A 17,377-nucleotide genomic window follows, 5' to 3' on the forward strand; every position below is an offset into this window, starting at 1 on the left:
AAGACGGAGGCGCTCGTGGCGAACCAACGGTCCGGCCGCCCGCTCTCGCACGGCATGGTGGGGATTCTGCTGGTGCTGCCCGGTCTGGCGCTGCTCGGGCTCGTCGCCGTCTATCCGCTGGTCGGCTCGCTCATCACCAGCTTCTCCCACGAGAGCCTGGTGGAGCCCGGGAGGTCCTTCGCGGGGCTGGCCAACTACCGCGCGGTGCTCAATGGCGAGCTCTGGGACACCCTGAAGACGACGGTGACCTTCGCGATCGGCGCGACCGTGGCGCCATTCGCCGTGGGCCTCGCGCTCGCGCTGCTGCTCGACATGAAGGTGCCCGGCCGCAGCACCCTGCGCGGCGTGCTGCTGCTGCCCTGGGTCATCCCCAGCGTGGTCGTCTCCTTCCTCTGGTCGTGGATTCTCAACTCCAACTACGGCCTGCTCAACAACGTCCTGGGGATGGTCGGCCTGCCGTCCGACCGGGTTTGGACCGGCGAACCCGGCACCGCGATGCTCGCCGTGATCATCGCGAAGACCTGGACCAGTTTCCCGTGGGTGATGGTGACCCTGCTCGCCGCGCTCAAGACGGTGCCGCCCGAGCTGCTGGAGGCCGCCCAGGTCGACGGCGCGAACCGGTGGCAGCGGACCTGGAAGGTGAAACTGCCCCAGATCAGGGGCGTGATGCTGGTCGTCGCGCTGCTCGAGGTCATCTGGAACTTCCAGCACTTCGACATCATCTACGTCCTCACCGGCGGCGGACCGGGCAAGTCGACCAGCACCCTCGCCGTCCGCGTGTACACGGAGGCGTTCCAGGGTTTCGACCTCGGACACGCCGCGGCCCTGGGCTTTTGCGGCCTGGTCGTGCTGATGAGCCTCTTCGTCGTCTACCGCTGGCTCGACCGCAAGGTGGAAGGACAGGCCCAATGATGACCGACGTCCGAGCCCGGAGGCCCCGCACCGAGTCCGCCCCCGAGCCCGTCCGGCAACGCGGCAACCCGGACCGGATCGGGGCCGAACGCCCAGGAGTGTTCGGCTGGCTGCTGCTGGCCGCCCTCGCCGGATTCGGCCTCGTCCCGATCTACTGGATGCTCGTCACCTCGGTGACCCCGGACGCCGACGCGATCGGTGGCGACTTCCACCTCTTCCCCGCCCGGCTGACGGCGGAGCACTTCGCCAACTTCTTCCGCGACCCGCAGCTGATGCACTTCCTGCTCAACAGCCTGCTCGTGTCCGGGGCGACCGCGCTGCTGGGCGTCGGAGTCGCCACTTACATGGCGTACTCCTTCTCCAAGTTCCGCTACCGAGGTCGCGGCTCGCTGATGACGCTGGTCTTCACCAGCCAGCTCTTCCCCGGCTCCCTGCTGCTGATCTCGCTCTACGTGCTATTCCAGAACCTCGGCCTGCTGTTCAGCTACACCGCGCTCGTCCTGTCCTTCTCCACCTTCACGCTGCCGCTCTGCGTCTTCGTGCTCAAGGGCTTCTTCGACGCCATCCCCGACGAGGTGATCGAGGCGGCCAAGGTCGACGGGGCGTCCCAGTGGACGATCATCCACCGGGTGCTGCTGCCTATGCTCGGGCCCGGGCTCGTCGCGGCCGCCCTGTTCGCCTTCATCCGCGGCTGGAACGACTTCATCTTCGCCCTCACCCTCGGCGGACCCGACAAGCAGACCCTCCCGCCGGGCCTGGTGCGCACCTACATGACGGAGGCGCAGGCCAACTGGCCCGACCTCATGGCGGCCTCGCTGATCGTCTCAGCGCCGGTCGTCGTCTTGTTCATCCTGCTGCAGCGCTTCCTCGTCGCGGGCCTCTCCGCCGGCGCCGTGAAGGGCTGAACCCCCCATTTCCCTTCAGGAGAAACGCATGACAAACCCCACCGATTCACTGTGGAACCGCCGCCAGGCGCTGCAGGCGCTCGGCCTCGGCGGGCTGGCGATGACCGTCGCCGCCTGCTCGTCCAAGGGCGCCTCGCCCGTCACCGGCGCCGCCGAGGTGAAGGAACTCAACTTCTACAACTGGTCGATGGCCGAGGCGGCACCGAAGCCCGTCTGGGAGAAGATGCTCGCCGCCTACCAGACCAAGACCGGGATCAAGATCAAGCCCGTCACGTACCCGTTCACCGGCTTCCTGGAGCCGATGCTCCTGGCGGCGCGCAACGGCCAGGCGTTCGGCACCTTCCAGATCGGCATCGACGTGGTGAAGTCCTTCTCGAGCCTCGGCGTCCTGGAAGACCTCAGCGACATCGCCGCCAAGCACGACTACGTCCCCGCGACCCTGCTCAACGGGCAGATCGACGGGAAGCAGTACGCGCTGCCGCAGTACTCCGGTGCGATCGGCACCTTCGTCAACCAGAAGTGGCTCGACCGGGTCGGCGTCAAGCCCGGTGAGGAACCCGAGACGATCGCCGACTTCGAGAAGCTCCTGCTGGAGCTGAAGAAGATCAAGGGCGTGATCCCATGGGTGGCCTCCACCAAGGACCCCGCGCTGAAGGACATCATCCCGTGGATGTGGACGTTCGGCAGTCCCATCTTCGAGAACGGCAAGGTCACCGTCGGCGACGACGCCTCCGTGGAGGCGCTCGAGTGGTACAAGAGCATCCTCGACCGGGGCCTGTGCATCCCCGACGTGTCGCGCACCGAATCGCGGGTCATCTTCGGCCGTGGCGACGGCGCCTACTACGAGGACGCCACGCTGGCCCGCTCCTACCTGACGGCCGCGCCGCACGGCGCGGAGACCGTCAAGACGATCCGCCCCGTCGCCCGGGCCGTTCTCAAGGCCGGTGATAAGCCGAGGGCGCTCACCCACGGCCATGCGATCGCGGTGCTCAAGGGCAAGGGCTCGACGACGGCCCGCGCCCTCGCCGAGTACCTGACCAGCGACCCCGAGGCACTGAAGACCTTCTTCGAGGGCACCAGCCTGCCCACGCCCACCAAGACCAGCCTGGAAGCCTCCTACTTCGCGAACGACCAATACCAGAAGGACTTCGCCGCGAAGGTCACCGACAGCGCGACACCCGACCCGTTCTGGGCCTTCTCCAACTTCGCGCAGATCGAGAAGATCCTCACCGACTCGGTGGCCGAAGTCCTGGCCGGGCGGAAGAAGGCCAAGCCCGCGCTCACCGACGCGGCCAAGCAGATGCAGTCGATAATCAAGCTGTGACGTCGTCCGGTGGGCGGGAAGCCGCCCACCGGACACTATGGCTTACCCGCGAACACACCCGTCCGCCACAGGCGGCGGCAGGCAGCAGGAGAGGCACGAGCGTGGCGTCGGAACAAGGAAGCAACCAGAGCGTCGAACGGGCGCTGGGCGTCCTGCGATCACTTGCCGGCGACCCGACCGAACTGCGGGTGTCCGACGTCGCCAAGGTGACGGGCCTCGGCGTCTCGACGACCTCCCGGCTCCTGGCGACGCTGGAGTCCGCGGGTCTGGTCGATCGTGATCTCGTCACCGGCCTCTACCGGCTCGGGCTGGACGTGGTGTCGCTGTCCACCACGGTGCTCAACAACCATCCGATCCATCGAGAGGCGCGGCAGGTCTGCCAGAATCTCGCCGCGGAACTCGGCCTCGGCGTCAACGCCGCGATCCGCCGCGGGGACCGCCTGTTCTACCTGCTGAACTTCGAGGGACGCCACGCGCCCCGCTCGTCGGTGCTCGCCGGGCAGGTCAAGCCGCTGCACGCCACCGGGCTCGGCAAGTGCCTGCTGTCCGGGCTCGGCCCCGAGCAGCGACGGGAACTGCTCCCGGCAGCCGGCCTGGTCGCCTACACCGCGCGGACCTTCACCACGCATGAACAACTGGACGTCGCGATCGCCGACATCGCCCGGCACGGACACGCGGCCGAGATCGAAGAACTCGCCCTGAGCCGGGCCTGCGTGGCCGCGCCGATCCGGGGCGCCACCGGGCAGGTCGTCGCCGCGCTGTCCGTCTCGGGGCCCCTGTCGGCGATCGACCTGCCCGCCCGCCAGCCGGAACTGGCCCGCAGGGTCATCGAGGCGGCCGACTCGATCAGCATCGGCCTCGGCTTCACCGGGCCCGCGCACCTCCCGGCACAGCTCGATTCCACCCGCTGAACCGACATCCCGAGCAAGGAGAACTCCCCGTGCTGGTCGACTGGCCCCTGGAACGGCTCCGCGAGTACCTGCCGGACCGTGTCGAACCCACGGACTTCGACGACTTCTGGAGCTCCACGCTCAAGCAGGCCCGGACCGCCGGGACCGATCCGATCTTCGCCCCCTATGACGCGGGCCTGACCACGGTCGATGTCCACGACGTGACGTTCAGCGGGTTCGCCGGTCAGCCGATCAAGGGCTGGTTCCTGCTTCCCCGGCACACGGACGGGCCGGTCCCGTGCGTCGTCGAGTACATCGGCTACAACGGCGGCCGTGGCCTGCCACACGAATGGCTGCCCTGGAGCGCCGCCGGCTTCGCCCACCTGATCATGGACACCCGCGGCCAGGGCAGCAACGGCTCACTTGTGGGCGACACCCCCGACCCGGACGCCTTCGGCGGCCCCCAGGCACCCGGGTTCATGACGCGAGGCATCACCGACCCCGAGCACTACTATTACCGCCGCGTGTTCACCGACGCGGTCCGTGCCGTCGACGCCGCCCGATCCCACCCCCGCGTCGACGCGGCCCGCGTCCTCGTCACCGGCGTCAGTCAGGGCGGCGGCATCTCCCTGGCCGTCGCCGGACTCGTCGACGATTTGACCGCTGTCATGCCGAACGTCCCGTTCCTATGCCACCAACGTCGCGCCACAGAGATCACCGATGCCCACCCGTATGGCGAGATAACCGCCTACCTCAAGGCGCACCGCACCGAGGTGGACCGGGTCTTCGAAACCCTCAGCTACTTCGACGGCGTCAACTTCGCCACCCGCGCCACGGCTCCCGCCCTGTTCTCGGTCGCTCTGATGGACGCCGTCTGCCCGCCCTCGACGGTCTTCGCCGCCTACAACCACTACGCCGGGACGGACAGGGACATCACCGTCTGGCCGTACAACGGCCACGAGGGCGGGGCGGCCTTCCAATACCGGGAGATGTTCCCCTTCGCTCGAGCACGGACCGGTTCCCAGTGATAGAGAACCGGCCTCTGACCTGTTGCTTGGCAAGCATCCCGGGCCGCCGCCGAGGCATTCGACGCCTATCCCAACGTCGCCCACGTGGCCCGCACCTACGACATGGACGCCTTGCACGGACCAACGATCAAGAGGCCGGTCCCCAGACTCTGGGAACCGGCCTTCGACCTCGTACTTCTTGGTAGCGGGGGTAAGATTTGAACCTACGACCTCTGGGTTATGAGCCCAGCGAGCTACCGAGCTGCTCCACCCCGCGTCGGTAGGCCTGACTTTAGTGGTCCCGGTTCCCTTGGGCAAACCGGTTCACCGGCGCGGTCAGGTCTCCGCCCGGGGAGACCGGGTGATGGACAGCAGATCGCGGGCGGGACCGGCGGGGCGGGTGCCGGCCGGCCAGACCGCGCGCAGCCGCCGGGTGAGGTCGAGACCAGCGACCTCGATGGTGCGCAGCTGCCCGCTGGACAGCTCCGCGGTGATGGCCAGCGAGCTGAGCACGGCGAGTCCCGCGGCCGAGTACGCCGAACGGAATGTTGACGAAGAACACCCACCGCCAGCCGGCCGCGAACACCAGCACACCGCCGAGCACCGGACCGGCACCAGCGGCGATCCCGGCGACCATGCCCCACGCGCCGAAGGCCCGCGCTCGCGACTCGCGGTCGGAATAGGCGTTGCGCAGCAATGCGAGCGAGGCCGGCACCATCAGCGCTGCGCCGACCCCCTGCACCAGCCGGGCACCGATCAGCGCACCGGTGGACGGCGCCAGCCCGCAGCCGGCCGAGGCGACGGTGAACACCACCAGGCCGCTCAGGAACACCGGCTTCCCGCCGAGTCGGTCGTTGAGCCCGCCGCAGAACAGCAGCAGCCCGGCGAACGCGAGCGTGTAGCCGTCGACGACCCACTGCAAGGCGGTCAGCCCGGTGTGCAAATCGGTGCCGATCACCGGGATCGCGACAGTGACCACGGTCACGTCCAAGATGACGAGGAAATATCCGAGGCAGACCGCGGCGAGCGGCAGCCGGCCGGCTTTCGTGTGGGACGCGGTCGGTTCCCGCATGGTGGCCGTCATGAACGCCAGTCTCGCCCGGGATCACTACGGTGATCGCCGAAGTGTCGTCGTCCTACAATGCCGGCATGTGGAACGCGGCGACGGAGACCGACATCGCCGAGGTCGCGGCGGCCATCGGCGATCCGTCACGGACCAAGGTGCTGCGCGCGCTCGCCGACGGAGGGGTGCTGCCGGCCAGTGCACTCGCCGCTGAGGCCGGCGTCAGCGTGTCCACGATCAGCGGCCACCTGACCAGGCTGCCTCAGGCGAAGCTGCTCACCGTCGAGCACGACGGCCGGCACCGCTATTACCGCCTGGCCAGTACCGATGTGGCAAGGGCGCTGGAGGAGCTGGCCAGGATCGCGCGACCACTGCCGGTCCGATCGCTGCGCGATGGCGTGCGCACACAGGCGCTGCTGCGGGCCCGGCTGTGTTACGACCATCTCGCCGGGCGGCTCGGGGTCGCGCTGCTCACCGCGTTGGTGGATGGCGATGTTCTCGCCAACACCGCGGGCAGCTACCGGATCACCCCGACCGGCCTCGACGAGTTGCGGTCCTTCGGGATCGACGTCGAGGAGTTCTCCCGACGGCGACCGGCGATTCGGTACTGCGTCGACTGGGGCGAGAACCGCCACCATCTCGCCGGTGCGCTCGGCGCCGCCATGGCGAACCGGCTGTTCGCGCTGGAGTGGCTGCGCCGGGGCCGGGCCCGGCGGGTCGTCCAGCTCACCGAGGCGGGCCGAACCGGCCTGCACCAGACCTTCGGCGTCCCCTTCGACTGGGACGACCCACCCGCTGCGGCAGGCCGACAGGACCGCTGACCGTTCCCGCCTCCGGGCTCGCGCGACAGCGGCATCTCACTCGGCGCAGCCGGAGCGAGATCCCCGACGCCGCAGTGGACTACGTGGCCCGGCAGGTCGGCGTGCCGGTGACCGAACCGGCGTTTCGCGACCGGTCTGATGGCCTCTCTCGAGGTGTTGACGGCCGCCTGTCGGTGTGCTTATAGTAAACACATCGATTGATAAACAGATTGGTTGATAAGCATGACGGTTGACGAGGGTGAAGAGCGGCTGGACCGCGCGTTCACCGCGCTGGGCGATCCCGTCCGGCGCGCGCTGGTCGCCCGGCTGTCCCGCGGCGACGCGACCGTGAACGAACTCGCCGAACCGTTCGCCATCACCAAGCAGGCGGTCTCCCGGCACATCCACGTGCTGGAGGCGGCGGGCCTGATCACCCGCAGCAAGGACGCCCAGCGGCGTCCCTGTCACCTGAACGCGACCGCGCTGGAGCAGCTGACCAGCTGGATCGACACGTACCGGCTGGAGGCAGAACGGCGCCACCGCAGGCTCGACGCAGTCCTGGAAACCATGAAGGAGCAGGAGAAATGAACGAGACCACGATCACCGCCCAGCCCGGCACCCCGTTCATCGAGGTCGTCCGGGAGTTCGACGCGCCCCGCGAGCGGGTGTTCCGGGCGTGGACCGACCCGGAGCTGGTGCCGCAGTGGCTCGGCCCGCGCGGCATGACGATGAAGCTGTTCGAGTTCGACGCGAGCCCCGGTGGCAGCTACCACTACGTCCACGCCGACGACCGCGGCGAGTACGGCTTCCGTGGCGTCTTCCACAACGTGGTCCCGGACGAGCTGATCATCCAGACGTTCGAGTACGAGGGCGTGCCGAACCAGGTCAGCCTGGAGACGATGACGTTCGAGGACCTCGGCGGCGGCCGCACCCGGGTGCACGGCCGCACCGTCTACACGACGGTCGAGAGCCGCGACGCGATGGTCGCCAGCGGCATGGAACACGGCCTGCGCGACTCGATGGAGCGGCTGGACGAGGTGCTGGCCCGATGACCGGCCAGGTGATCGTTGACATCACGATGTCGCTCGACGGATACGTGACCGCGCCCGGCGCCGACCTCGACCACGGCCTCGGCATCGACGGCGAGCCCCTGCACGACTGGGTGTTCTCCGGCACGCCCGGGGACGGCGCGATCCTCGACGACATGACCGCGCGCACCGGCGCCGTGATCATGGGCCGCCGCACGTTCGACGTCGTCGACGGCCCGCACGGCTGGAACGAGTCGATCGGCTACGGCGCCGACCGCAACGCTCCCCCACCGATCTTCGTGCTCACCCACCAGGCACCGAAGACGTGGCGGCTCGGCGACCGCTTCACCTTCGTCACCGACGGCCCGCACAGCGCCCTGGACCAGGCCCGCGCGGCGGCGGGGGACAAGGACGTCGTGGTCATGGGCGGCGGCGCCGTCTGTCACGACTTCCTCGCCGCGGGCCTGGTGGACCTGCTGAACATCCACCTCTCGCCGATCGTGCTCGGCGCCGGGACGAGGCTGTTCCCGGCGCACGACGCCAAACGACTGCGGCTGGAGCAGGTCGGCATCGTGTCCACTCCGTCGGCCCACCACCTGTCCTACCGGGTGAACACCTGAGCCTGCCGGAGGCCCGTGCCCATCCGCCCAGGCGGCGATCCCGATTTCCGCACTGGCGAATGACCGACGAACGATCGAAGGCCGGTCCCTGGTGACTCTGGGACCGGCCTCTGATCTGCTACTTCTTGGTAGCGGGGGTAGGATTTGAACCTACGACCTCTGGGTTATGAGCCCAGCGAGCTACCGAGCTGCTCCACCCCGCGTCGGTAGGTATGACTTTAGTGGTCCCGGTCCCCTTGGGCAAACCGGTTTCCCGGCACGGTCAGGTCTCCGGCCGGGGAGACCGGGTGATGGACAGCAGATCGCGGGCGGGACCGGCGGGGCGGGTGCCGGCCGGCCAGACCGCGCGCAGTCGCCGGGTGAGGTCGAGACCACCGACCTCGATGGTGCGCAGCTGCCCGCTGGAAAGCTCCGCGGTGATGGCCAGCGAGCTGAGCACGGCGGGTCCCGCGCCGGACCGTACGGCGCTCTTGACGGCGGTGGTGGAGGCGAGCTCGAGCAGCGGGGCGGCGGGCGGCCCGTACGCGGCCAGCGCGCTCTCGAGCACCATGCGGGTTCCCGAGCCCGGTTCCCGCTGGATGAGCGGGGTGGCCGCGAGCTCGGCGGCGGGCAGCGGCCGGCGGCGCCGGGCCCACGGGTGGGCGGGCGCGACGACGACCATCAGCCGGTCGTGGGCGACGACGGCGGTGTCCAGCCCGGCGGGCACCTCGGCGCCCTCGACGAATCCCAGGCCGGCGGCACCGGCCAGGACCCGGGCGGCGACCCAGGTGGAGTTGCCGGTCTGCAGCGACACCGCCGTGCCGGCGCGGTCGTGCCGCAGCGCCACCAGCCAGCCCGGCAGCAGGTACTCGGCGATGGTCATGCTGGCCGCCACCGTCAGCCGGCTGTCGCGGCGTTCCCGCAGCGCGTCGACGCCGGCGTCCATCGCCTGCGCCGCCGCGATCAGCGGCCCTGCCCAGCCGGTGACCAGGCGTCCCGCCTCGGTCAGCCGTGAGCCGGTCGGGGAACGTTCCAGCAGGGCCACCCCGATCAGCCGCTCCATGGTCTTGATCCGCGCCGACGCGGCCGGCTGCGAGATGCCGTGCGCCCGGGCGGAGGCGCCCAGGCTGCCCGTTCGCGCGACGTCGAGCAGCAACTCCAGTGCGGGCAGGTCGGGGACCCGGGACAACACCATTCTCCGACAGTACGCCTCACCTCATCAAAGATGCTGATGAGGTGATCGGAGCGGGCCGCCTAGCGGATCATGACCCCCGCGGCGAGGGTGGGGTCATGACGACGATGGCTCTGCCGAGGCGGTCCTTCCAGGCCCACCGGCGGTTGCGCGAACTGGGCCCGAACTGGTTCACCGTCGTCATGGGCACCGGCATCGTCGCCAACGCCACCGCCGGCCTCCCGCTGCGGTTCCCGGGCCAGCGGGCCGCGGCCAGCGGGGTCTGGGTGCTGGCCGCCGTCCTGCTGATCGCGCTGACCGCCGTCTCGGTCGTCCACCGGGACCGCATCCGGGCACACGCGCTCGACCCGGCCATGGCCGTGTTCCTCGGGGCGCCGCCGATGGCGATGATGACCGTGGGCGCGGGCGCACTGCTGGCCGGCAGGGACCTCGTGGGCCTGCCCGCGGCTCTGACGATCGACGCTGTGCTGTGGACCATCGGCACGCTCACCGGCCTGGCCGGCATGGCGATCGTCCCCTGCCTGATGGCCACCCGGCACGCTCGCGGGCCGGGCGACGCCTCCCCTACCTGGCTGATGCCGGTGGTCCCGCCGATGGTCTCGGCGGCGACCGGGGCGCTCCTGGTGCCCCACCTTCCGCCGGGCACGCCGCGGCGCGTGCTCCTGACCGGCTGCGCGGTGATGTTCGCGCTGAGCCTGGCGGCCTCCGCGCTGATCATCCCGCTGGTCTGCCGCCGACTGGCGTCGATCAGCGCGGGTCCCGCCCACCTGATCCCCACCCTGTGGATCGTGCTCGGTCCGCTCGGCCAGTCGATCACCGCCGTCTGCCTGCTGAGCAGGGCGCTCCCGGAGCCGTACGGCACCGCGGCGGTGATCTACAGCGTGCCGGTCGGCGGCTTCGCGCTGTTCTGGCTCTGCCTGGCCACGGCCGTCACGGTCCGCACCGCCCGCGCCACCGGCGGGGGCCTGCCGTTCGCGCTCACCTGGTGGGCCTTCACCTTCCCCGTGGGCACCTGCGCGACCGGTCTCAGCGCGCTGGCGGCCCGGACCGGTTCGGTGTCCCTGCGGTGGCCGGCGGCGGCCCTGTACGCCCTGCTGGTCCTGGCGTGGCTCCTGGTCGGGACCCGGACCGTACGGGCGATCGGGAGGGGAGAACTCGCCGGCCGGGTGCCCCGGATACTGTCGGCACATGAGCGATCTCACCGTGGACGAGCTGCTGACCACCACCCGAAGCGTACGGCTGCGCCTCGACCTCAGCCGGCCCGTCCCGCTGGAGCTGGTCAAGGAGTGCCTGGAGGTCGCGCTGCAGGCGCCCAGCGGTTCCAACATCCAGAACTGGCGATGGATCGTCGTCACCGATCCCGAGCTGCGCGCGGCCGTCGGCGAGGTCTACCGCCGCGCCTGTGAGCGCTACCTGGCCTCCGACCACGCCGTCGGCAAGCTCTTCGCCGACGACGTGGCGCGCAGCGAGGTGCAGCGGCGCGTGCACGACAGCACGGCGCACCTGGCCGAGCGGATGGGCCAGGTCCCCGTGCAGGTCATCGGCTGTGTGGAACTGCCCACCGCCGAGCTGCCGCAGGGCAACCAGGCCGGGCTGTGGGGATCTCTGCTGCCCGCCGCGTGGAGTTACATGCTGGCCGCCCGCGCCCGCGGCCTGGGCACGGCCTGGACGACCCTGCACCTGATGTACGAGGAGGAGGTCGCCGGGCTGCTGGGCCTGCCCGCGAACGTACGGCAGGGAGTGCTCATCCCGACCGCCTACTACACCGGCACCGGCTTCCGGCCCGCCGCCCGCCAGCCGCTGGAGGAGGTCATGCACCTCAACGGCTGGTAGCGGCCCGGCCGATATCCGGGAATGGGCGACGATCACACCCCGGCACCGGCCGGGTACTCGATAAGGTGCGCTCGAAGATGATCGTCGCCTTCTGAGGAGCTCGATGGCCTCCGCTCCGCTCCGGCCCGGTGACCCCCCACGGCTGGGGTCGTACGACCTCGTCGGCCGCCTCGGCGCGGGCGGACAGGGCGTCGTCTATCTCGGCCGCGGCCCCGCCGGTGAGCAGGTGGCCGTCAAGATGCTGCACGGCCAGGTCGACGGGTCGTTCCTGCTCCGTGAGCTGTCCATGGCCCGGCAGGTCGCGTCGTTCTGCACCGCGCAGATCCTGGACGCCGACGTGGCGGGCGACACCCCGTACATCGTCAGCGAGTACATCGAGGGACGCTCGCTCAGCGACGTGGTGGAGGCCGACGGGCCGCGTACGGGCGGCGCGCTGGAGCGGCTGGCGATCGGCACCGCGACCGCTCTGTCGGCGATCCACCAGGCCGGGGTGGTGCACCGGGACTTCAAACCGGCCAACGTCCTGCTGGGCCCGGACGGGCCGCGGGTCATCGACTTCGGCATCGCCAGGGCGCTCGACGTGACGGCGACCGTGGGCGAGCTGCGCGGCACCCCCGCGTACATGGCCCCTGAGCAGATGAACGGGCAGCCCGCCGGGCCCGCCGCCGACATGTTCGCCTGGGCGGTCACCATCATGTTCGCGGCGACCGGGCGGAGCCCGTTCGGCTCGGACACGCTGCCCGCGATCATCCAACGGGTGCTCTACAGCGAACCGGACGTGAGCGTCCTGCCCGACCGGCTGCGCGGGCTGGTGACCGCCTGCCTGTCCAAGGACCCGGCGGCCCGCCCCGCCGCCCAGGACGTTCTCATCCGGCTGCTCGGGCACACCCCGGCGGCCCCGGCCGACGCGCTGCGCGAGGGCACGACGCTGTCCGCCGGGCCCGCTCAGGCGCCGACCCTGCCGGGGACCTACGCCGCGCCGCCCGCCCCGTCCCCCTCGCCGTTCCCGCCGCCGTCCGGGCCTGCCGTACGGCGCCGGGGCGCGGGGACCACCGTGCTCGTCGCGGCGGGGGTGATCGTGCTGCTCGGGGCAGGTGCCGCCGGTGCGCTCGCAGTCGCCGGCGCGTTCTCCTCCTCGCCCGCCCCCTCCGCCGCCCCCGGGCGTTCCACGAGCGCTTCTGCGTCGGGCTCCGCTGCCGGAGCGGGCTCCTCCCCGGGCGCGTCGCCGTCCGGTGAGCCGACGGCGGCCACCACGATCCCGGCGGACTGGGACGGCACGTGGTCCGGGACCGGCCGGCAGCCCACGTCGACGGTCAACCCCACGTACTCCCTGACCCTCACCCTGCGGGGCGGCGGGACCACCGGCACCACCCTCTACCCGTCGCTCGGCTGCCAGGGGCGGCTGACCCTCGTGCCCGGCGCGCCGGGCGGCGCGGTGCGGCTGCGTGAGCGCATCACCGCCGGAGGGTGCACCAGTGCCGGTGAGTTCGTCGTGCGGTCCTCCGGCGGGGAGCTCAGCTTCAGCTACCAGCCGGACACTCCTCAGTCGCCCTCCTCGTTCGGCACCCTCACCCGGTGAGCCCGGCGAACGTCGCGTTCACGGGCGATGCGTTCACGGGCGATGCGTTCACGGGCGTGGTGGTCACCGCGCATTGAGCAGGACGACCCCGAACGCCACGACGCAGGCCGCCAGGATGCGCCTGCGGCCCATCGGCTCGGCGAAGAACACCGCGCCGATGATCGCTCCTGAGATGACCCCGGTCTCGCGGAGGGCCGCCACCGCCGCGAGCGATCCGCGGGTCTGCGCCCACAGTGCGATGCCGTACGCGACCGCGGCGATCAGCCCGCCCGCCGTGCCCGCCGGGGCGTGGGCGCGCATCGCCGGAAGCAGCCCGCGACCGCGCAGCACGAGGACCCAGACCACGATCAACGGGCCCTCGATGGCGAACATCCAGGCCATGTAGCCGGTCGCGCTTCCGGAGAGCCGGACGCCCACTCCGTCGACCAGGGTGTACGCGGCGATGGAGACTCCGGTGAGCAGCGCCGCGTACACCGCGGGCCGTTCCGAACGACGCAGGCGCAGGCCACCGGCGAAGGCGAGCGCCGCCAGCCCACCACAGATCGCGGCCACTCCGGCGAACCGCACCGGACCGAGCCGCTCCCCCAGCGCGACCGCCGCGACGGCCGCCACCAGCAGCGGCGCGCTGCCTCTCGCCAGCGGGTAGACCTGCCCGAAGTCGCCCAGGTCGTAGGAGCGGGCCAGCAGCATCACGTAACCGAGTTGGAGCAGGGTCGAGGCCGCGAGCCACGGCCAGGACGCAAGGGCGGGCACCGGCACCAGCGGCAGCAGCACCAGGCCCACAGCCGTCTGACCCAGGCCGATCAGCGCGAATCCGGCCTGCCGGTCGGGCACACCCTTCGCGACGGCGTTCCAGACGGCGTGCAGCACCCCGGCGAAGAGCACGGCGAGTACGGGTCCGATCGGCAGGGCCATGCCCCCACCCCATCCTGTACGGGCCGGGCGTGGAACACTTCCGGGTCGTTGGGATCGATCTCTCCGGCCCGGCGGGCCATCGTGGCCCCAGGGTGGCAGGCTGGGGGCATGCGCCTGGCGACCTGGAACGTGAACTCGGTCAAGGCACGGCTGCCGCGGCTGCTCGACTGGCTTGCCGAGGCCAAGCCCGACATCGTCTGCCTGCAGGAGACCAAGTGCGCCGCCGGCCGGTTCCCGGCCGCCGAGGTCGGTGAGCTCGGGTACGCCGTCGCGGCCCACGGCGACGGCCGGTGGAACGGCGTCGCGCTGCTGTCGCGGGTCGGCATCGACGACGTCTCGCTGGGCTTCCCCGGCGAGCCGGGCTTCGCCGGCGAGCCCGCGGAGCCGGATCTGCTGGACGAGGCGGGCGGGCTCGGGCCGCCCCTCCCGGAGGCCCGGGCGATCGGCGCGACCTGCGGCGGCATCCGGGTGTGGTCGCTGTACGCACCGAACGGGCGGACGCCGCAGTCCGCGCACTACCGCTACAAGCTCGACTGGTTCGCGGCGTTGCGGACCGCGCTCGCCGACGAGCTGCGGCAGGGGCCCCCGCTGGTGGCGTGCGGTGACTTCAACGTGGCACCGACCGACGCGGACGTCTGGGATCCGGCGGTGTTCGTGGACTCGACGCACGTCACGCCGCCCGAACGCGAGGCGCTGGCCGAGCTGCGGGCCCTCGGGCTGCGCGACGTGGTGCCCACGCCGATGAAGGGCCCTCACCCGTACACCTACTGGGACTACCGGGCCGGAATGTTCCACCAGAACAAGGGCATGCGCATCGACCTGGTGTACGCCGCCGCCGCGGTCGCCGACCGGGTGGACTCGGCGTACGTGGACCGCGAGGCTCGCAAGGGCAAGGGCCCCTCCGACCACGCCCCCATCGTGGTGGACCTCACCTAGGGACGCTCTGCGACATTTCTCACCGCGGAGCGGACCCGGCGCCCGGCTCGCCGTCACGCCGGGTGAGTGCCCGGATCAGGTGCCGAGCTGCCCGAACACGGCCACGGGCCACCCCGCGCCGGAGGTGTCGGGTCCTCTCCACAGGCGGCCCCGCCCCCGCCACGGTCACCTGCGGGCCCTTGCGCGCCCGAGATGTCCGGGACAGGATCTGTCCCGGCGCTCCCCGCTCGGGAAACCTCGACGCCGGCCGGGTGGGCGGCCCGCGAACATGGAGGTACGTCCATGAGCCGTCGTCTCGTCACCGGTGCCGTGATCGGCGGTGCCGTGCTGGTGTGCCTGTCAGGATGCAAGGCCGTGGACGAGGAGGGCGGGGCCGCCCCCCGGGACGGCAGGCGGCTCTCGGCGGCCCAGGTGGTCGAGCTGACCTCCGAGAAGGCCGGCAAGCTGGACACCTTCGCCGCCGACATCGTCGAGACCGGCACCGCGGACGGGAAGACGACCCGGCTGGCCGGGACGTTCCGGTTCCGGTCCAAGCCGGACCCGGCCGTGAGCGCCGACTTCAGCCAGCTCCAGTACGGCGGCACGAACGTCTCGGGCCGGGGCCAGGTCGTCATCCTGGACGACGTCCTGTATCTGCGTCTTCCGGTCATCTCGCAGTTCCTGAGCGGGGGCAGGCCGTGGTTCCGGGTACCGCTGGGCGGTCTCCAACGGGTGACGGGGGTGAACGCGGCGGCGGTGGTCAGCAGCCTCATGGCGACCACTCCCGAGAAGGTGACCAAGATGTTCACCGCGTCCAAGAACGTGCACGCCGTCGGCACCGAGACCGTCGAGGGCGCGACGACCATCCACTACCGGGGATCCGTCTCGGCTCAGTCCGCCCTGGCCGAGCTCGACTCCGAGGACCGGGCACGGCTCGAGAAGTCCTACGGGATCTACGGGTCCGACACGGCCGGCACGATCTCCTTCGACCTGTGGGTCGACGACCGGCGCCTGCCCCGCAGGAGCGCCTACAGCCTGCGGGGGACCAACACCCCGACCTCCACCACGATCACCTATCACTACGGCCGGCGCTTCACCGTCACCGCGCCGCCCGCGAGCCAGGTCGGCGGGATCCGATAGGGCACCCTCCCCGCCCCGGAATCCTGCGGGCGAAGCACCGGGCATCGCCACCGAACCCCGTTCTGTGGTGAGAAAACCATTTTCGGCCGGCTGCCCTCAGGTACTTCTCTCACCACAGAACGCCATTCGGGCCGGGAAGCGGGCGGGCGCGTCACGAGCCGCGGCCGTACGGGCTCGCCCCTTGGCCGGCCCGGCCGGCTCCCGCGCCGAGGGAGTTCGACAGGTCGCTATAGACACCGGCAAAATGGGTATGGAGGTGTTGTCGATCGAGGAGGAACCATGAGGACGCCCCGAGCCGGGCTGCTGTTCGCGCTGGTGTCGGCCATCGGTTTCGGCTGGTCGGGGCCGCTGGCCAAGGCACTGCTCGACGGCGGTCTCGACCCGCTGCAGACGGTGTGGATCCGGCTGGCGGGCGGTGCGCTGGTCCTGCTGGCCGTGACGGTCGTGCTCCGCCCGCGCGCCCTGCTGATCCCCCGGCACCAGATCCCGGCCGTCGCCGCGTACAGCCTGATCGGCTTCGCCGCCGTCCAGGCCTTCTACTACTCCTCGGTGGCGCGGCTGCCGGTGGGCATCGCGGTACTGCTGGAGTACACCTCACCCATCCTCGTCGTGCTCTGGGTCCGGGTGGTCCGCAGGACCCGCCTGCCCAGGACCGCCCTGGCCGGTCCGCTGGTGGTGCTGGTCGGCCTGACGTTCGTCGTCGGGATCTGGGACGGCGCGGGCATCGATCCGTTCGGGCTGCTGCTGGGGCTGGGCACTGCGGCCTGCGCGGCGGCGTACTTCCTGCTCATCCCGCAGGCGGGCGACCAGATCCACCCGCTGGGCTCGCTGACCTGGGGCCTGCTGGGCGCGGTGGCCGCGCTGACCCCGATGGCCCGGCCGTGGGCGCTGCCCTGGCACGTGCTCGGCAGGGACCTCCAGGTCGGCGGGCGCGTCCTCCCGGCCGCCGTGGTGTGCGCCGGTCTGGTCCTGGTGGGCACCGTGCTGGCGTACGTCACCAGCATCGTGGCCGTACGGACGCTGAGCGCGGCGGTCGGCGCGACGGTGGCCTCCCTGGAGGTGCTCGCGAGCATCGTCGTCGCCTGGCTGCTGCTCGGCCAGTCGCTCACCGCCGTCCAGCTCGCCGGAGCCATGATCATGCTGGCCGGAGCGCTGCTGGCACAGTCGAGCCTGTCCCGGCGGCCCGCGACGGCAGAGGAGGCGGCGCCGCCCGTGGGCGTCGAGACCGCCCGGAGTCCGGCCAGGGAACCGCAGCCCGGCTGAGCCACCGGGGCC

17 protein-coding genes, 2 tRNA genes and 1 pseudogene are annotated in these 17,377 nt (G+C 71.2%); 15 read left to right on the forward strand and 5 right to left on the reverse strand.

Going from position 1 to position 17,377, the window contains the following annotated elements:
- Positions 1–15 precede the first annotated feature (15 nt).
- From ACRYCC_RS37400 to ACRYCC_RS37420, 5 genes are all read left to right on the forward strand, one after another.
- Positions 16–912, forward strand: a complete 897-nt coding sequence (locus tag ACRYCC_RS37400) for a carbohydrate ABC transporter permease (protein ID WP_433818796.1) — start codon at positions 16–18, stop codon at positions 910–912.
- Complete coding sequence (locus ACRYCC_RS37405) at positions 909–1,817, forward strand: carbohydrate ABC transporter permease (RefSeq protein WP_433818797.1); 909 nt, start codon at positions 909–911, stop codon at positions 1,815–1,817. Before ACRYCC_RS37400 ends, ACRYCC_RS37405 begins: the two co-directional genes overlap by 4 nt.
- Before the next feature lie 28 nt (positions 1,818–1,845).
- On the forward strand, positions 1,846–3,141 hold the full coding sequence (locus tag ACRYCC_RS37410; RefSeq protein ID WP_433818798.1) for an ABC transporter substrate-binding protein: 1,296 nt from the start codon (positions 1,846–1,848) through the stop codon (positions 3,139–3,141).
- Positions 3,142–3,242: 101 nt separating this feature from the next.
- On the forward strand, positions 3,243–4,052 hold the full coding sequence (locus tag ACRYCC_RS37415) for an IclR family transcriptional regulator (protein ID WP_433818799.1): 810 nt from the start codon (positions 3,243–3,245) through the stop codon (positions 4,050–4,052).
- Positions 4,053–4,081: 29 nt separating this feature from the next.
- The gene (locus tag ACRYCC_RS37420) at positions 4,082–5,059 is read left to right on the forward strand and encodes an acetylxylan esterase (RefSeq protein WP_433818800.1); all 978 of its coding nucleotides are present in this window, start codon (positions 4,082–4,084) and stop codon (positions 5,057–5,059) included.
- A gap of 179 nt (positions 5,060–5,238) precedes the next feature.
- Here the strand turns inward: ACRYCC_RS37420 and ACRYCC_RS37425 are convergent.
- Both ACRYCC_RS37425 and ACRYCC_RS37430 read right to left on the reverse strand, forming a co-directional pair.
- Positions 5,239–5,315: transfer RNA gene (locus ACRYCC_RS37425), tRNA-Met, on the reverse strand.
- 15 nt (positions 5,316–5,330) lie between these two features.
- Positions 5,331–6,122 carry an MFS transporter gene (locus ACRYCC_RS37430; protein WP_433818801.1) on the reverse strand — a complete coding sequence of 264 codons (792 nt, stop codon included), beginning with the start codon at positions 6,120–6,122 and terminating at the stop codon, positions 5,331–5,333.
- Between the two features lie 65 nt (positions 6,123–6,187).
- Between ACRYCC_RS37430 and ACRYCC_RS37435 the strand changes: the two genes are divergently transcribed.
- The 4 genes from ACRYCC_RS37435 (at position 6,188) to ACRYCC_RS37450 (ending at position 8,549) form a co-directional block, all read left to right on the forward strand.
- Positions 6,188–6,922, forward strand: a complete 735-nt coding sequence (locus ACRYCC_RS37435; protein ID WP_433818802.1) for an ArsR/SmtB family transcription factor — start codon at positions 6,188–6,190, stop codon at positions 6,920–6,922.
- 222 nt (positions 6,923–7,144) lie between these two features.
- On the forward strand, positions 7,145–7,489 hold the full coding sequence (locus ACRYCC_RS37440) for an ArsR/SmtB family transcription factor (protein ID WP_433818803.1): 345 nt from the start codon (positions 7,145–7,147) through the stop codon (positions 7,487–7,489).
- Positions 7,486–7,953: an SRPBCC family protein gene (locus tag ACRYCC_RS37445; protein WP_433818804.1), complete on the forward strand. Its 468-nt coding sequence runs from the start codon at positions 7,486–7,488 to the stop codon at positions 7,951–7,953. The genes ACRYCC_RS37440 and ACRYCC_RS37445 overlap by 4 nt, the downstream gene beginning before the upstream one ends.
- Positions 7,950–8,549: a dihydrofolate reductase family protein gene (locus ACRYCC_RS37450; RefSeq protein WP_433818805.1), complete on the forward strand. Its 600-nt coding sequence runs from the start codon at positions 7,950–7,952 to the stop codon at positions 8,547–8,549. Before ACRYCC_RS37445 ends, ACRYCC_RS37450 begins: the two co-directional genes overlap by 4 nt.
- A 126-nt stretch (positions 8,550–8,675) precedes the next feature.
- Here the strand turns inward: ACRYCC_RS37450 and ACRYCC_RS37455 are convergent.
- Together ACRYCC_RS37455 and ACRYCC_RS37460 are read right to left on the reverse strand one after the other, a co-directional pair.
- Positions 8,676–8,752, reverse strand: a tRNA-Met gene (locus ACRYCC_RS37455).
- A gap of 59 nt (positions 8,753–8,811) precedes the next feature.
- Positions 8,812–9,723, reverse strand: coding sequence for a LysR family transcriptional regulator (locus ACRYCC_RS37460; RefSeq protein ID WP_433818806.1), 912 nt, complete (start codon positions 9,721–9,723; stop codon positions 8,812–8,814).
- A gap of 104 nt (positions 9,724–9,827) precedes the next feature.
- On the opposite strand from ACRYCC_RS37460, the pseudogene ACRYCC_RS37465 reads away from it, so the two are divergent.
- The 3 genes and pseudogenes from ACRYCC_RS37465 to ACRYCC_RS37475 all read left to right on the forward strand — a co-directional run.
- Positions 9,828–10,841 (forward strand): annotated as a pseudogene (locus ACRYCC_RS37465) (TDT family transporter); the annotation flags it as partial.
- A gap of 67 nt (positions 10,842–10,908) precedes the next feature.
- A complete protein-coding gene (locus tag ACRYCC_RS37470) occupies positions 10,909–11,553 on the forward strand; it encodes a nitroreductase family protein (protein ID WP_433818807.1) in 645 nt (214 codons plus the stop codon).
- A gap of 103 nt (positions 11,554–11,656) precedes the next feature.
- Positions 11,657–13,132: a serine/threonine-protein kinase gene (locus tag ACRYCC_RS37475; protein WP_433818808.1), complete on the forward strand. Its 1,476-nt coding sequence runs from the start codon at positions 11,657–11,659 to the stop codon at positions 13,130–13,132.
- A gap of 63 nt (positions 13,133–13,195) precedes the next feature.
- On the opposite strand, the gene ACRYCC_RS37480 is transcribed toward ACRYCC_RS37475, so the two are convergent.
- Complete coding sequence (locus ACRYCC_RS37480) at positions 13,196–14,047, reverse strand: EamA family transporter (protein ID WP_433818809.1); 852 nt, start codon at positions 14,045–14,047, stop codon at positions 13,196–13,198.
- Between the two features lie 108 nt (positions 14,048–14,155).
- Between ACRYCC_RS37480 and ACRYCC_RS37485 the strand changes: the two genes are divergently transcribed.
- The 3 genes from ACRYCC_RS37485 (at position 14,156) to ACRYCC_RS37495 (ending at position 17,365) form a co-directional block, all read left to right on the forward strand.
- Entirely contained in the window at positions 14,156–14,983 is an 828-nt protein-coding gene (locus ACRYCC_RS37485) for an exodeoxyribonuclease III (RefSeq protein ID WP_433818810.1), read from the forward strand.
- A gap of 282 nt (positions 14,984–15,265) precedes the next feature.
- Entirely contained in the window at positions 15,266–16,102 is an 837-nt protein-coding gene (locus ACRYCC_RS37490) for an SCO4651 family lipoprotein (RefSeq protein WP_433818811.1), read from the forward strand.
- A 279-nt stretch (positions 16,103–16,381) separates the two neighbouring features.
- On the forward strand, positions 16,382–17,365 hold the full coding sequence (locus ACRYCC_RS37495) for an EamA family transporter (protein WP_433818812.1): 984 nt from the start codon (positions 16,382–16,384) through the stop codon (positions 17,363–17,365).
- Positions 17,366–17,377 lie beyond the last annotated feature (12 nt).

It is taken from the genome of Actinomadura scrupuli (assembly GCF_050971785.1).
Lineage (GTDB): Bacteria > Actinomycetota > Actinomycetes > Streptosporangiales > Streptosporangiaceae > Actinomadura_E > Actinomadura_E scrupuli.

What these genes read in the sequence shown, in the direction of transcription:
- ACRYCC_RS37405 (WP_433818797.1), top strand. Translation starts at nt 909, where the DNA reads ATGATGACCGACGTCCGAGCCCGGAGGCCCCGCACCGAGTCCGCCCCC.
- ACRYCC_RS37430 (WP_433818801.1), bottom strand. Translation starts at nt 6,122, where the DNA reads ATGACGGCCACCATGCGGGAACCGACCGCGTCCCACACGAAAGCCGGC.
- ACRYCC_RS37470 (WP_433818807.1), top strand. Translation starts at nt 10,909, where the DNA reads ATGAGCGATCTCACCGTGGACGAGCTGCTGACCACCACCCGAAGCGTA.
- ACRYCC_RS37450 (WP_433818805.1), top strand. Translation starts at nt 7,950, where the DNA reads ATGACCGGCCAGGTGATCGTTGACATCACGATGTCGCTCGACGGATAC.
- ACRYCC_RS37480 (WP_433818809.1), bottom strand. Translation starts at nt 14,047, where the DNA reads ATGGCCCTGCCGATCGGACCCGTACTCGCCGTGCTCTTCGCCGGGGTG.
- ACRYCC_RS37445 (WP_433818804.1), top strand. Translation starts at nt 7,486, where the DNA reads ATGAACGAGACCACGATCACCGCCCAGCCCGGCACCCCGTTCATCGAG.
- ACRYCC_RS37440 (WP_433818803.1), top strand. Translation starts at nt 7,145, where the DNA reads ATGACGGTTGACGAGGGTGAAGAGCGGCTGGACCGCGCGTTCACCGCG.
- ACRYCC_RS37475 (WP_433818808.1), top strand. Translation starts at nt 11,657, where the DNA reads ATGGCCTCCGCTCCGCTCCGGCCCGGTGACCCCCCACGGCTGGGGTCG.
- ACRYCC_RS37495 (WP_433818812.1), top strand. Translation starts at nt 16,382, where the DNA reads ATGAGGACGCCCCGAGCCGGGCTGCTGTTCGCGCTGGTGTCGGCCATC.
- ACRYCC_RS37410 (WP_433818798.1), top strand. Translation starts at nt 1,846, where the DNA reads ATGACAAACCCCACCGATTCACTGTGGAACCGCCGCCAGGCGCTGCAG.
- ACRYCC_RS37435 (WP_433818802.1), top strand. Translation starts at nt 6,188, where the DNA reads ATGTGGAACGCGGCGACGGAGACCGACATCGCCGAGGTCGCGGCGGCC.
- ACRYCC_RS37485 (WP_433818810.1), top strand. Translation starts at nt 14,156, where the DNA reads ATGCGCCTGGCGACCTGGAACGTGAACTCGGTCAAGGCACGGCTGCCG.
- ACRYCC_RS37460 (WP_433818806.1), bottom strand. Translation starts at nt 9,723, where the DNA reads ATGGTGTTGTCCCGGGTCCCCGACCTGCCCGCACTGGAGTTGCTGCTC.
- ACRYCC_RS37490 (WP_433818811.1), top strand. Translation starts at nt 15,266, where the DNA reads ATGAGCCGTCGTCTCGTCACCGGTGCCGTGATCGGCGGTGCCGTGCTG.